Genomic DNA, 12,592 nt, shown 5'->3' on the forward strand with positions numbered 1-12,592 from the left:
GGTGGCGATAGTGTTCCTGGCATGAGCCGGTTCGAGTCGATCGATGTCGCGCGGCTGCGATGGTTTGTCGCGGTTGCCGAGGAGCTGCATTTTGCGCGGGCGGCGAAGGGGTTGAATATTTCGCGGCAGCGATTGAGTCAGACGGTCATCGAATTGGAGGGGGAGCTGGGGACGAAACTGTTCGTGCCCGGCGCGCAACCTACTCAGCTAACTGAGGATGGGGCGGCGTTGTTGGCGGAGGCGCGGGAGTTGATTGCGCGGGCCGAGCCGGTGGCCGAGGCGACAACGGACGGGCCGGCGGCGTTGCGGGTGGGGTTTGTGCCCGGTGTGACGGTGTCGAAGTGGACGCGGATCTGGGGGGAGCGGTTTCCGGATACGCCGCTCGAGGTGGTGGGGGTGCCGATGGGGGAGCAGGAAACGGCGTTGCGGGCGGGGCGGGTCGATGTGTGCTTTGTTCGGCTGCCGATCGACCGGGACGGGATGAGTGCGATTCCGCTCTATCGGGAGGTGCCGGTGGTTGTGGTGCCGAAGGATCATCCGATCTCGGTGTTCGAGCAGGTGAGCATGGCGGATCTGGCCGATGAGCGGATGCAGGACGCGTCCGATATCGACGCCGTTTCGGGTGCTATCGAGCTGGTCGCGGCCGGGGTGGGTGTCGCGGTGGTTCCGCACTCGATCGCTCGGCTGCATGCTCGTCGTGACCTGGTGTATCGCACGGTCACCGACGTTGCGGACACCGAGATCGCGTTGGCGTGGCCGACGGAGAGGACCAGTGATCTGGTCGAAGATTTCGTGGGCGTGGTGCGGGGTCGCTCGGAGCGCAGTTCTCGGTCGCCGGTTGTGCGCGCGAAAAGTGCTGAGCCGCAGAAGAAGTCGGTGGCGAAGCGGGCTGGTGGTCGACCTGGTCCGGCGAAGAACGCGGTCGGTAAGAAGAAGCCCGCGAAGCGTCGGGGGCGGTAGTTCGGATCCAGGCGGTGCACGGGTGAATCCTTTTCCGGAGTCCGCCCCTCTCTTACTTGTGCCGGCAACCACGTCGGCACGAGCCTGGGAGGTTGCTGTGATCATTGCCGCGATTGTCGTTGGCGCACTGCTGGTTTGTGCGTGCAGTGTTGCCGTGCTGCGTCGGCGGAGCCGGAAATGAGTTGGCCCGACGAACAATTGGTGGCCTGCGCGCGGGCGGGTGATGTGGAATCGATCGCCGCGTTGGTGTCGGGGACGCACCCGCATGTGCGGCGGTTCGCCTATTCGCTGTGTGCGTCGCCGGAGGATGCCGAGGATGCGGCGCAGGAGGCATTGATCATCCTGTACCGCAAGATCGGCACGTTGCGTGCGTCAGGAGCGTTGGCGGCGTGGATGTTTCGCATCGTGCGCAACGAGTGCCTGCGTCAGTTGCGGCTGATGGCGCGACCTGTCGAGGTGGCATCCGACGTCTCGATGGTTTCGGCGGAGGACGAGGCGATGCGCCGGTTGGAGGCCGAGCGGGTGGCAACGGCCATCGCGGCCTTGCCGATCGATCAGCGGCAGGTGCTGATCATGCGAGACATCCAGGGGTACAGCGGGCGAATGGTGGCGGATCGTCTCGGTATCAGTACCGCGGCGATGAAGTCGCGGTTGCATCGGGCTCGTTCCGCCGTGCAGCACTCGTTGGACGGCGGGTTTCCGGAAGCGGGTCGCGAATGAACGAGCAAAGTTTCGCCAGCACTTCGGTGCTGCGGCATCTGGCCCGAGGGGTGGCCGGATTCGGCGCACTGATCGGAGCGTTCGCGTTGCTGCCGTGGATCGGTGTCGCGAGTTTGCTACTGGCCCCGATCGGCTTCATCGCACTCCGCGGCTGCCCGACCTGTTGGGCAATCGGATTGATGCAGACCATTTCGATGGGCCGGTTGCAGCGTTCATGCGCGGATGGCCGATGCCAGCTGACGCTCGCCGATTGACCCCCACCCCACTAATCCGTCGAGCTGGACATGGCGGCAGCAACTGCGAGTGCGAACTCCGTCATGTCCCGTCCGACGGCATAGGCCGCCCCGGACCACCTTTCATCGAGCGGGACGCGTCGTGGCGGCAAAGTGCGGGTGCGTGCTGCGTCATGTCCCGCTCGACGGCATCGTTCGGCTTGTTCGGGACGTAGCGGCGGCGAATCGCGAGTGGGCGCGGCGTCATGTCCCGCTGGACGGCATTGGGCGGCTTGCCCGGGACGTAGCGGCGGCCAATCGCGAGTGCGCGCTCCGTCCATGTCCCGGCCGCCGCATCGCGTGGCCGTGCCTGGGCTCAGCTTTCGTCGAGCGGGACGTCGTCGCGGCAATGTGCGGGTGGGTGCTGCGTCATGTCCCGCTGGACGGCATCGTTCGGCTTGCCTGGGGCGTAGCGGCGGCGAATCGTGAGTGCGCGTCGCGTCATGTCCCGCTGGACGGCATCGTTCGGCTTGCCTGGGGCGTAGCGGCGGCGAATCGCGAGTGCGCGTCGCGTCATGTCCCGCTCGACGCCATCGAGCGGGCGTGCCCTGGAACAACTTTCGCTGAATGAGACGTAGCGGCGGCGAAGTGCTGCGTCATGTCCCGCGCGGCGGTGTCGGGCGGCTTGGCCGGGACGTAGCGGCGGCAAAGTGCGAGTGAGCACTCAGTCATGTCCCGCTCGGTGGCAACGGGCGGCTTGCCCGGGACGTAGCGGCGGAAATGGCGAATGCGCGCGGCTTCATGTTTCGCTCGAGGCCATCGAGCGGCCGTGCCCTGGAACAACTTTCGTCGAATGGGATGTAGCGGCGGTGAAGTGCTGCGTCATGTCCCGCTGGGCGGCGTCGGGCGGCCTGGCCGGGATGGAGCGGCGGCGAGGTGCGGGTGAGCGCTGCGGCATGTCCCGTTGGGCGGGGTCGGGCAGGCTGGCCGGGACTTAGTGGCGGCAAAGTGCGAGTGAGCGCTGCGTCTTGTCCCGCTCGGCGGCGTCGGGCGGGCTGGCCGGGACGTAGCGGCGGCGAATCGTGAGTGCGGGCACCCTGATGTCCCGCTCGACGCCGCTACTCCGAAGTGGTCAGGCGCCGCAGACTCGGTTGAGTTCGGTGGTGTACGGATCCAGGTCGGTGACGTTTTCGTCGAGTAGGGCGTTGGCGTAGCCGGTGATGGCGGCCTTCTCTTCGCCTTGGGCATCGAGGGACATCAGGGTGAAGTGCAGGGCCTGCGCGACGACGTCGTCGATGACACCGTCGGGGGAGCCGTCGATGGCCTTGTTGATCGCGACGATGGCGCGGTTGCAGGCGTCGGACTGGGCGTGGGCCGTGGCGGCGGGGACTAAGAGCAGGGAGCCGACGGCGCTGGCGGTGAGCAGCGCGGCGGCGAAGATCTTGGGCATGGGGTTCCTCACAGGTCAGCAGCGAAGGTCCGCGACTCGAGTGAGTCGCGGACCTCTCGACGCACACCGTACTGGACCCCGCTGGCCTGCTGAAAGCCGGTATATCTCAGGGCATTCGGCCGGTTCCACCATGATCAACGGCACCGCACCGTGGCGACGGTCAGGTGCCGTGGAGCTGGAAAGCTAGCGAGGCTTGCGCCGCAGGAACGAATCCCGGACCAGAATGCCGACGATGGCGGCGGCGAAACCGATGAGGAAGATGTCCTCGACCCGACCCTTGTGGTTACCGATGATCATCGCAAGCAGAATGAACGCGGTGATCCAGCCGGCGATGCGGAAGGTACGGGGCGACTCACCGCTCCATCCCCACTCTGCGGAGGGAACCTCGGCGGTGTCCACGTGAGTGACGATGCCGCGCTCGGTGCTGGCGGGTTCGAGTTCCGTGGCGGCCACGATCGCTCCTTAGCTGGTTCGGGTACCGCGGGTTCCGGTACACGCTCGATGGACTGCTGCTCGATATCGTGACATACGACGCCGCGTCGTTGTAAGTCGGCCACGCCGGTCGGGCGATGACAGCGGGCGGGGCGGGTAAGCACTGCACGGACTTTCTTGTGCGCCACAATGAACCCGTGTCCGACATCGTGAGAGTCCTGCTCCTCGGCAGTACCGGATCCATCGGTACCCAAGCGCTCGAGGTGATCGCCGCCAACCCCGACCGGTTCGAGGTGGTCGGCCTGGCCGCGCGCGGCGGCAATACCGAGCTGCTCGCCGCGCAGATGGCCGCCACCGGGACGCGCAATGTCGCCGTCGCCGATCCGGCCGCCGCTCAGCAACTGGACGTGCCGCTGGCTGGTCCGGACGCGGCTACCGAACTGGTGCGTCGCACCGAGGCCGACGTCGTGCTCAACGCGCTGGTCGGCTCGCTCGGCCTGGAACCCACCCTGGCCACCCTGCAGTCGGGGACTCGGCTCGCGCTGGCGAACAAGGAATCGCTGGTCGCGGGCGGCTCGCTGGTCACCCGCGCGGCCGCGCCCGGCCAGATCGTGCCGGTCGACTCGGAACACTCCGCGCTCGCCCAATGCCTGCGCGGCGGGCGGGCCGAGGAGGTGGACCGGCTGGTGCTCACCGCGTCCGGTGGACCGTTCCGCGGCTGGACCACCGAGATGCTGGAATCGGTGAACCCCGCTGAGGCGAAGACGCATCCGACCTGGTCGATGGGTCCGATGAACACGCTGAACTCGGCGTCGCTGGTCAACAAGGGGCTCGAGCTGATCGAGACGCACCTGCTGTTCGGCATTCCCTACGACCGCATCGACGTCACCGTGCACCCGCAGTCGATCGTGCACTCGATGGTCACCTTCACCGACGGCTCCACCCTCGCCCAAGCCAGCCCGCCGGACATGAAACTGCCCATCGCGCTGGCCCTCGGCTGGCCCGACCGGGTGCCGGGCGCCGCCGCGGCCTGCGACTTCGGCACCGCCGCCACCTGGACCTTCGAGCCCGTTGACAGCAAGGTCTTCCCCGCGATCGACCTCGCGCGCCAGGCTGGTGAAGCGGGCGGCACCGTCACCGCCGTCTACAACGCTGCCAATGAGGTTGCGGTGCAAGCCTTCCTGGACGGCGCCATCCGCTTCCCCGCGATCGTCCGCACCGTCGCCGCCGCGATCGAGGCCGCCGACCAGTGGCGCACCGAACCCAACTCCCTCGAAGAGGTCCTCGCCGCCGACACCTGGGCCCGCGACTTCGCCCGATCGCGAGTGCGCGCCTGAGACTGTTGGTGGCGCCGGTGGTCGCCTGACGGCTCCCGCGACCCGGGTTCGTGCCTGGTCGTCCGAGATCCGGGCTGGCCTGCGTGAGGTCGGCGGTGATTGGGCTGGCCTGCGTGAGGTCGCCGGTGATCCGGGCTTTTTGCCTGACGAGGCCTGCGATCCCGGGCGCGTGCTTGATGACGTCCGCGATCCTGGGCGCGTGCTTGACGACGCCCCGTGGTCCGGGGGTGCGCCTCGCGGCCGACGCCTAGCCGTGCGCGCGCCCCGCGGCCGACGCCTTACCGCGTACGCGCCCGAGCCCGCCCGCTGACCGGCGTAAACACGCGACTTCCTCGCCGACGCTCCAATCATCCCCGCGCGACGAACTCGCGTTGCCGCGGATCGACTCGCCTGGTGAGCCCCGCCTGGCACACTGAATACGCAGGGTCGGGCGGGGTCCGGTTACTGTGGTCGGGGTGCTCGCGGCCGTGACGGGATGTGCGGGTGCAGGTTTGTGGGCGGCCGACCCGGCGGTCGCACTTCATCGAGGCGAGCTGCGCTATGCAGGAGGGCTGCTAAACACATGGTCTACGCGTTGGGGTTCGTGCTGTTCGCCCTTGGCATCACGATATCGATCGCGTTGCACGAATGCGGGCACATGTGGGCCGCCCAAGCCAGCGGTATGAAGGTGCGGCGGTACTTCATCGGCTTCGGGCCGAAGGTGTTCTCGTTCCGGCGCGGTGAAACGGAGTACGGCCTCAAGGCGCTGCCGCTGGGCGGGTTCTGTGACATCGCGGGCATGACCGCGCTCGACGAACTGGAGCCCGACGAGATCGACCGGGCGATGTACCGGCAGGCCACTTGGAAACGACTCGTGGTGATGTCCGGCGGCATCGCGATGAACTTCGTGCTCGGCTTCGTCCTCATCGTGATCATGGCGGTCGGCTGGGGACTGCCGATATTGACCGAACCGCCGGTGACGGTCGGCGAATTGCAATGCCTGTCCGACGAGAACCCGGACCGCACCACCAATCCGTGCTCAGGCGTCGGGCCCGCGCAGCAGGCAGGGCTGCAGATCGGTGACACCATCACCGCCGTGAACGGTAAGCCCGTCGACAGCTGGGCCAAGTTCACGACCGAAACCAGGAACGCGACCGGGGAGATGACCTACACGGTCGACCGTGCCGGACAGTCGCTGACGCTCCGCGTGAACCCCGAGCGGGTCGTGCGCTACACCGAGACAGGGGAGAAGCGCGAGGTCAGCGCGGTCGGCATCATCCGCGAACTGCCGAAGAGTCCCGATTACAACGTGCTGACCGCGATCCCGGCCTCGCTGTCGTTCACCGGTGACCTCACCGTCCGCACCGTGCAGTCGCTCGCCCAGATGCCCGCGAAAGTGGCGTCGCTGTGGGAGGCGGTGACCGGTGGCGAACGCGACCCGGAGACGCCGGTGAGCGTCTACGGTGCGAGCCGGATCGGCGGCGAGACCGCCGAGCGCGGCCTCTGGGGGATGTTCATCCTGGTGCTGGCCAGCCTGAACTTCTTCCTCGGCGCCTTCAACATCCTCCCGCTGCTGCCGCTCGACGGCGGGCACATCGCCGTGGTGATCTACGAGAAGATCCGCGACGTCCTCCGCCGCTGGCGCGGGCTCGCCCCGGGCGCACCCGTCAACTATCTGAAGCTGTTGCCCGCCACCTACGTGGTCGTGGTCATCGGCGGTGCGTACATGCTGCTCACGCTCGCCGCGGACATCGTGAATCCGATCAAACTGTTCTGATTTCGCACTACTCGACCTGGACGAGCTCCCGGTCGAGGACCGAACCCCCACGGTGCGCCTGCGACGCGGTACCCTGTCGCCGGCGCTTGGGGGACAGCACGTTGTCGTGGGCGTCACAGGGTGGTCGTTCGGCGTGCGCGACTAAGCTCGGAAGGCGAACGGCCCGGAATGTACAGAGCGCTTGCGAGCCGCGGATGCGCGAGGCCGCACGTATGAAAGTAGGCAGCCGAAGGTGACCAGCACAATCGGATTGGGGATGCCCGCCGCTCCTGCGGCCGTTCTCGCTCCTCGACGCAAGACCCGTCAGTTGATGGTGGGCAATGTCGGGGTCGGAAGTGATCACCCGATCTCCGTGCAGTCGATGACCACCACCAAGACCCACGACATCAACGCCACCCTGCAGCAGATCGCGGAGCTGACCGCTTCCGGCTGCGACATCGTGCGGGTGGCCTGTCCGCGTCAGGAAGACGCGGACGCACTGGCGACGATCGCCCGCAAGAGCCAGATCCCGGTGATCGCCGACATCCACTTCCAGCCGCGCTACATCTTCGCCGCGATCGACGCGGGCTGTGCCGCGGTGCGCGTGAACCCCGGCAACATCAAGGAATTCGACGGCCGGGTCGGCGAGGTCGCCAAGGCCGCGGCGGCCGCGGGCATCCCGATCCGCATCGGCGTCAACGCCGGTTCGCTGGACAAGCGGATGCTGGAGAAGTACGGCAAGGCCACCCCGGAGGCGCTGGTGGAATCCGCGCTGTGGGAGGCCAGCCTGTTCGAGGACCACGGTTTCGGCGACATCAAGATCTCGGTCAAGCACAACGACCCGGTGGTCATGGTCGAGGCCTACCGGCAGCTGGCCGCGCGCAGCGACTACCCGCTGCACCTCGGCGTCACCGAGGCGGGCCCGGCGTTCCAGGGCACCATCAAGTCCGCGGTGGCGTTCGGCGCGCTGCTGTCGGAGGGCATCGGCGACACCATCCGCGTCTCACTGTCCGCGCCACCCGCCGAGGAGATCAAGGTCGGCGACCAGATCCTGCAGTCGCTGAACCTGCGCCCGCGCAAGCTCGAGATCGTGTCCTGCCCGTCGTGTGGCCGCGCCCAGGTGGACGTGTACACGCTGGCGAACGCGGTCAGTGCCGGACTGGAAGGCATGGAGGTGCCGTTGCGGGTGGCCGTGATGGGCTGCGTCGTGAACGGCCCCGGTGAGGCGCGCGAGGCCGACCTCGGTGTCGCGTCCGGCAACGGCAAAGGCCAGATCTTCGTCAAGGGCGAGGTCATCAAGACCGTGCCGGAGGCGATGATCGTGGAGACCCTGATCGAGGAGGCGCTGCGCATCGCCGAGCAAATGGGCGTGGAAGCGGGCGCGGGCGAACCGGTCGTCACGGTCAGCTGAGTCGCCGACCGAACTTCACCAGGCCCGGGCGGGGCTGAAGGTGCGCTTCGCCCGGTTCAGTTCGACACACCTCGGACTGTTGCGTTCGGCATAGCCGTACCACATCGTCGATATTCGTGGCAGGCTATCACCGTGCGGAGTCTGCTGGAGCCGACGCGAAGGGCGAAGTACGTCCCCGCGCGGCAGCTCGCGAACCGGGACCTGGGCCAGGTCCTGCGAATTCTGGATGCCGATCCGGTGGCCTCGTGCATGGTCGCCGCCCGGCTCCAGGAATTCGGCCTGGACACGGCCAGGTGCGGGCAGGGTGAACTGTGGAGTCGCGGTGGCCCGGCGGAGTCGTTGTGTTTCTCCGGCGCGAACCTGATCCCGCTGCGCGGTGATCGCAATGCGCTGCGGGCGTTCGCGGACCGGGCGATCCGGTGGCCGCGCATCGCCTCCTCGGTGGTGGGGCGTCGTGAACTGGCGTTACCGCTGTGGGAGATGCTGTCCGACCATTGGGGTCCGGAGCGGGAACTACGCGGCGAGCAGCCGCTGCTCGCCCTGACTCAACCGCCGCTGGTGGCTCCCGACCCGACCGTCCGCCGGGTGCGCCCGGACGAACTCGATCGCTACCTCTGCGCCGCGATCGCCATGTTCATCGAGGAAGTCGGTGTGGATCCTCGCGCTGGTGACGGTGGCCGCGGCTACCGTCGCCGCATTCAGAGCCTGATCGAATCCGGCCGGGCCTGGGCACGTTTCGAGGACGGCGAGGTCGTGTTCAAGGCCGAGGTCGGTTCGCTGTCCCGGCGCACCGGCCAGATCCAGGGTGTCTGGGTGCATCCCGAACATCGCGGCACCGGGCGCGGCACCATGGGCACCGCCGCCATTGCCAACGCGGTGATCGCGTCCGGCCGCACCGCTAGCCTTTATGTGAACGACTACAACGAAGTCGCGCGCCGCGCTTACTCCCGGGTCGGCTTCCGGCAGATCGCTACCTTCTCCACGGTCCTGCTCGACTGACCCCGCCTACGCTGAAAACTGTTTCAGTGGAAAGAAACACGGAGCGGCGCGGGTGTTTGCTCGGCGTTGGCTATTACCATCGGTATCGATGTCGACTAGCACTACTCCGCTGAGAACACCGCTTCTCATCACGCTCACTGTCGCGCTGCTCGCGGTGCCCGCGGCGGGTTGTGCGCGCGGCCCGCAGGGCCCGGTACCCGCGGCCGACGACTTCGTCGCGGCGTTCGCCGAACGCGACCTGACGGCTGCGGCTCAGCTCACCAATCAGCCCGAAAAGGCTGGAGCTGCAATGGGTTCCGCCTGGGACCACCTGCAGGCCGAGCGGCTCACCGCTCGCATCGGCTCGTCCAGGGTCACCGGCGACACCGCGACCGTCGACTACACCTACGAGTGGCGCCTCCCCAAGGACCGGACCTGGCGTTACACCGGGCAATTGCAGATGGGCCGCAGCGGCGGTCGCTGGAAAGTGCGCTGGACCTCCTCGAACATCCATCCCAAACTCGGTGACACGCAGACGATGTCGCTGCGATCGACCCCGGCCCCGCGCGCCAGGGTGAACGAGCAGGCCGGCAGCGATGTGCTGGTGCCCGGCAAAGTTTCCCGGGTCGCGTTCACCGCGGCGAACGCCGGGGACCCCGGTGCGGTCGCGACCGTGCTCGCGGGGGCGTTGCGCCGATTCGACCCGCAGCTCACGCCCGAATCCATCCGGGACGCCGCCACCGCGACCAGCGGCGCGTACACGGTCGCATCGCTCAGCGAGAACGAATTCGACCAGGTGAGTACCGATCTCATCGGCCTGCCCGGCGTGGTGATCAGCACGCAGTGGGACCTGGTGCCCACCGACCGCGCCTTCGCTCCTGATTTGCTGGCCCAGATCCGGAAGACGGTGATCGCCGAGGTGGACGGCAAGGCGGGCTGGAGCGTGGTCACCATGAACGCGAACGGTGCCGACACCGATGTGCTCACCGAGGTGCCGTCGCAACCGGCCCCCTCGTTCTCGCTCAGCGTGGACCGGAATGTGCAGAACGCCGCGCAGCGCGCCGTCGACCTGCGCGAAGAGCAGACCATGATGGTGGCCCTGCGCCCGTCCACCGGCGCGATCCTGGCGATCGCGCAGAACAAGGCGGCGGATCGGGACGGCCCGGTCGCGACGATCGGGCAGTATCCGCCGGGTTCGGTGTTCAAGACGGTGACCGCGGCGGCCGCGATGTCCACCGGCCTCGCCACCCCGGACACGGTGCTGCCCTGTCCGAGCCGAATCACCATCGGGGAACGCATGATTCCCAACTACAACCTGTTCACGGTCGGTGACGTGCCGATGATCACGGCCTACGAGCGGTCCTGCAACACCACCTTCGCCAACGTGGCCAGCAGGCTGCCGGGCGACGCGCTGCACGCGGCCGCCGCGAAACTCGGTGTCGGACCGGGCTATACGGTGGCCGGATTGCCGACGTTCTCCGGCTCGGTGCCGCCCTCCGACGGGCTGATCCAGCGCACCGAGGACGGTATCGGCCAGGGCAAGGTGGTGGTCAGCCCGCTCGGCATGGCTTTGATGGCGGCCACCATCGCGCACGGCTCGGTACCCGTGCCGTACCTGATCGCGGGCCGCACGACCACGGTCGACGGTGAGCTGACGACCTTCCCGCCGCAGGTGATCACCGGGTTGCGGGCGATGATGCGCAGGGTGGTCACCGGCGGCACCGCGGAGCGGATCGCCGATCAGGGGGAGGTGTACGGCAAGACCGGTGAGGCCGAGGTCGACGGTGGGTCGCACTCGTGGTTCGTCGGCTACCGCGGGGATATCGCGTTCGCGACGCTGCTGGTCAAGGGTGGCAGCTCCGACAACGCGGTCGCGGTCACCCGCGATATGGTCGCCGCGCTGCCGCCCGGTTACTGAGCCTGGTCTTGCGCTGACTGGTTGCTGGTCGCGGCGGTGTGGTCCATGATCGCGGCGCCCGCGTCGCCGCCGTCGAGGATCTGCACGGTGGCCGCGCCGCTGAGGATGATGGCCACACTGGCCAGAACTGTGGTGGAACGCTTCATTGTTCGGCTCCCTCGGGTCAGGGGTGTCGACGGGGGAATGGTGCTGGTTACTCCGCGCGGAGGTTGCCGCGCAAAGTTTTCTGGAAGTTTGCTGAAGCAGAACCGTAAACCGTGATCGATTCAGTGAACAAGCGCAAGTGACGGACGACATGTCAGGCCCGTGAAGTGCGTCGGGTCACATTCTCTGGCGATCTTCGGTGAGGCTACCGTCGGGCGAGAGGCCGATTTCGTGGATTGTGGCGATGGTGGAACTACTCCGTGAAATGAGCGATCGCGCCGAATAATGTCGAGAATTTACCCACGCTCTGCGGAGGTATTCGGATCCGCAGGGTTTGTCCGCTGCGTGGGGGGTCGGTTGTCGGTGGGTCCCCGCAGGCAATGGGGGTTTGTCCGCAGCGATCGAAGCCGCCAGGTGAACTTCGGAAACCGAGCCGAGGGGAGCCGCCGAGGCGGACCTCGAAGCGGCGGTCCGTGATCTGCTCGCGGACGGCCGAGCCGCGGGAACCATTCGTGCCGACGCCACCGCGGCGGATAGCTACCTGATGGTCGGCGCCTTGTCCGCGACCATCCGTACCCGTAGCGGCGACTGGCGGCGGTTCATCGAGCTTGCGACGACGGCCTGAGACATGGCCGCTTTCGCGCGCGGCTACTCGGCGCGGCGCAACGTGGCGGCGAGGTGGTGTTGCAGTGGCTCGCCGACGGCGGCCATGCGCAACGTGTAATCGATGGTGTCGCCTTTCAATTGAAAGGTGCGACCAAGGGCGGTAACGAGTTTCGCGGTGCCGGTGCGGCCGATGCTGGTGGAGTCGAATTCCATGTGCAGCGCACCGTCGGCGACATTCAGTGCGCCCTCACATATTTCGGTGATTCCGGTGGGATGCGCCAAGATCAATTCGACCCGGTCCGGGCTCGGGCACCGCAGATAGCCGGTTTCGGCGTGCATCGGGCGGCTGCCGTCGGCGGCGCGGGTGCGCTGCCGATAGGTGAGGAACGGGCGGCCGAGGTGGCCGAACCGGACTTCTTCCAGGTAATCGAACGACTGGATGGTCGGGTATTCGCCGTGTCCGTTGCCACGCCAGGTGCCGAGCAGTGGAGCGAGGGGGGCGATATCGGGATGGGGCGCGATTGCGGGTTGGGGTTCGACCACGGCGCACAGCCTAAACCTTGTTGGTTCGCGGGGTGTTCGTATACTGCCGAATTCTGTTGAAGCTAAGGTTAGCATCGCCTAAACGCCGATCGTGGTGTGTGGCCCACAGACCTTGCCGGCAAATATCGACCGGCTCGGAGAATGCG

13 protein-coding genes and 1 pseudogene are annotated in these 12,592 nt (G+C 67.4%); 9 read left to right on the top strand and 5 right to left on the bottom strand.

What is annotated here, in order from left to right:
* Nucleotides 1–21: 21 nt before the first annotated feature.
* The 3 genes from NN4_RS10335 (at nucleotide 22) to NN4_RS10345 (ending at nucleotide 1,934) form a co-directional block, all read left to right on the top strand.
* Nucleotides 22–960, top strand: a complete 939-nt coding sequence (locus NN4_RS10335; protein ID WP_147129707.1) for a LysR family transcriptional regulator — start codon at nucleotides 22–24, stop codon at nucleotides 958–960.
* A 177-nt stretch (nucleotides 961–1,137) separates the two neighbouring features.
* Nucleotides 1,138–1,680, top strand: coding sequence for an RNA polymerase sigma factor (locus tag NN4_RS10340; RefSeq protein WP_147129708.1), 543 nt, complete (start codon nucleotides 1,138–1,140; stop codon nucleotides 1,678–1,680).
* Nucleotides 1,677–1,934: a hypothetical protein gene (locus tag NN4_RS10345; RefSeq protein WP_147129709.1), complete on the top strand. Its 258-nt coding sequence runs from the start codon at nucleotides 1,677–1,679 to the stop codon at nucleotides 1,932–1,934. Before NN4_RS10340 ends, NN4_RS10345 begins: the two co-directional genes overlap by 4 nt.
* Before the next feature lie 334 nt (nucleotides 1,935–2,268).
* Here the strand turns inward: NN4_RS10345 and NN4_RS10350 are convergent, their stop codons facing one another.
* The 3 genes from NN4_RS10350 to NN4_RS10360 form a co-directional block, all read right to left on the bottom strand.
* Complete coding sequence (locus NN4_RS10350) at nucleotides 2,269–2,469, bottom strand: hypothetical protein (RefSeq protein WP_147129710.1); 201 nt, start codon at nucleotides 2,467–2,469, stop codon at nucleotides 2,269–2,271.
* A gap of 555 nt (nucleotides 2,470–3,024) precedes the next feature.
* Nucleotides 3,025–3,342 (bottom strand): hypothetical protein, encoded by a 318-nt coding sequence (locus tag NN4_RS10355; RefSeq protein WP_147129711.1) that lies wholly within the window; start codon nucleotides 3,340–3,342, stop codon nucleotides 3,025–3,027.
* A 183-nt stretch (nucleotides 3,343–3,525) separates the two neighbouring features.
* Nucleotides 3,526–3,795: a DUF2631 domain-containing protein gene (locus tag NN4_RS10360; protein WP_107658342.1), complete on the bottom strand. Its 270-nt coding sequence runs from the start codon at nucleotides 3,793–3,795 to the stop codon at nucleotides 3,526–3,528.
* A gap of 176 nt (nucleotides 3,796–3,971) precedes the next feature.
* Between NN4_RS10360 and dxr the strand changes: the two genes are divergently transcribed.
* The 5 genes from dxr to NN4_RS10385 all read left to right on the top strand — a co-directional run bounded on the left by dxr (nucleotide 3,972) and on the right by NN4_RS10385 (nucleotide 11,153).
* Nucleotides 3,972–5,111 carry a 1-deoxy-D-xylulose-5-phosphate reductoisomerase gene (gene dxr / locus NN4_RS10365; RefSeq protein WP_147129712.1) on the top strand — a complete coding sequence of 380 codons (1,140 nt, stop codon included), beginning with the start codon at nucleotides 3,972–3,974 and terminating at the stop codon, nucleotides 5,109–5,111.
* Between the two features lie 562 nt (nucleotides 5,112–5,673).
* Nucleotides 5,674–6,867, top strand: a complete 1,194-nt coding sequence (locus NN4_RS10370; protein ID WP_147129713.1) for a M50 family metallopeptidase — start codon at nucleotides 5,674–5,676, stop codon at nucleotides 6,865–6,867.
* A gap of 232 nt (nucleotides 6,868–7,099) precedes the next feature.
* Nucleotides 7,100–8,257, top strand: a complete 1,158-nt coding sequence (ispG, locus tag NN4_RS10375) for a flavodoxin-dependent (E)-4-hydroxy-3-methylbut-2-enyl-diphosphate synthase (protein ID WP_147129714.1) — start codon at nucleotides 7,100–7,102, stop codon at nucleotides 8,255–8,257.
* A 132-nt stretch (nucleotides 8,258–8,389) separates the two neighbouring features.
* A complete protein-coding gene (locus NN4_RS10380; protein ID WP_186818349.1) occupies nucleotides 8,390–9,256 on the top strand; it encodes a GNAT family N-acetyltransferase in 867 nt (288 codons plus the stop codon).
* A gap of 88 nt (nucleotides 9,257–9,344) precedes the next feature.
* Nucleotides 9,345–11,153 (top strand): penicillin-binding transpeptidase domain-containing protein, encoded by a 1,809-nt coding sequence (locus NN4_RS10385; RefSeq protein ID WP_147129715.1) that lies wholly within the window; start codon nucleotides 9,345–9,347, stop codon nucleotides 11,151–11,153.
* On the opposite strand, the gene NN4_RS44875 is transcribed toward NN4_RS10385, so the two are convergent.
* Nucleotides 11,147–11,299 carry a hypothetical protein gene (locus tag NN4_RS44875; protein ID WP_186818350.1) on the bottom strand — a complete coding sequence of 51 codons (153 nt, stop codon included), beginning with the start codon at nucleotides 11,297–11,299 and terminating at the stop codon, nucleotides 11,147–11,149. The genes NN4_RS10385 and NN4_RS44875 overlap by 7 nt on opposite strands.
* Before the next feature lie 452 nt (nucleotides 11,300–11,751).
* Between NN4_RS44875 and NN4_RS46880 the strand changes: the two are divergent.
* Nucleotides 11,752–11,922 (top strand): annotated as a pseudogene (locus tag NN4_RS46880) (hypothetical protein); the annotation flags it as partial.
* 23 nt (nucleotides 11,923–11,945) lie between these two features.
* Here NN4_RS46880 and NN4_RS10390 read toward each other — a convergent pair.
* Complete coding sequence (locus tag NN4_RS10390) at nucleotides 11,946–12,446, bottom strand: peroxynitrite isomerase (protein ID WP_107658335.1); 501 nt, start codon at nucleotides 12,444–12,446, stop codon at nucleotides 11,946–11,948.
* Nucleotides 12,447–12,592: the final 146 nt, after the last annotated feature.

Origin of the sequence: Nocardia ninae NBRC 108245, from assembly GCF_007990755.1 — a bacterium.
Classification (GTDB): Bacteria; Actinomycetota; Actinomycetes; order Mycobacteriales; family Mycobacteriaceae; genus Nocardia; species Nocardia ninae.

Coding starts and splice junctions, on each gene's coding strand:
- NN4_RS10335 (WP_147129707.1), top strand. CDS start 22: ATGAGCCGGTTCGAGTCGATCGATGTCGCGCGGCTGCGATGGTTTGTC.
- NN4_RS10340 (WP_147129708.1), top strand. CDS start 1,138: ATGAGTTGGCCCGACGAACAATTGGTGGCCTGCGCGCGGGCGGGTGAT.
- NN4_RS10345 (WP_147129709.1), top strand. CDS start 1,677: ATGAACGAGCAAAGTTTCGCCAGCACTTCGGTGCTGCGGCATCTGGCC.
- NN4_RS10350 (WP_147129710.1), bottom strand. CDS start 2,469: ATGACGCGACGCGCACTCGCGATTCGCCGCCGCTACGCCCCAGGCAAG.
- NN4_RS10355 (WP_147129711.1), bottom strand. CDS start 3,342: ATGCCCAAGATCTTCGCCGCCGCGCTGCTCACCGCCAGCGCCGTCGGC.
- NN4_RS10370 (WP_147129713.1), top strand. CDS start 5,674: ATGGTCTACGCGTTGGGGTTCGTGCTGTTCGCCCTTGGCATCACGATA.
- NN4_RS10385 (WP_147129715.1), top strand. CDS start 9,345: ATGTCGACTAGCACTACTCCGCTGAGAACACCGCTTCTCATCACGCTC.
- NN4_RS44875 (WP_186818350.1), bottom strand. CDS start 11,299: ATGAAGCGTTCCACCACAGTTCTGGCCAGTGTGGCCATCATCCTCAGC.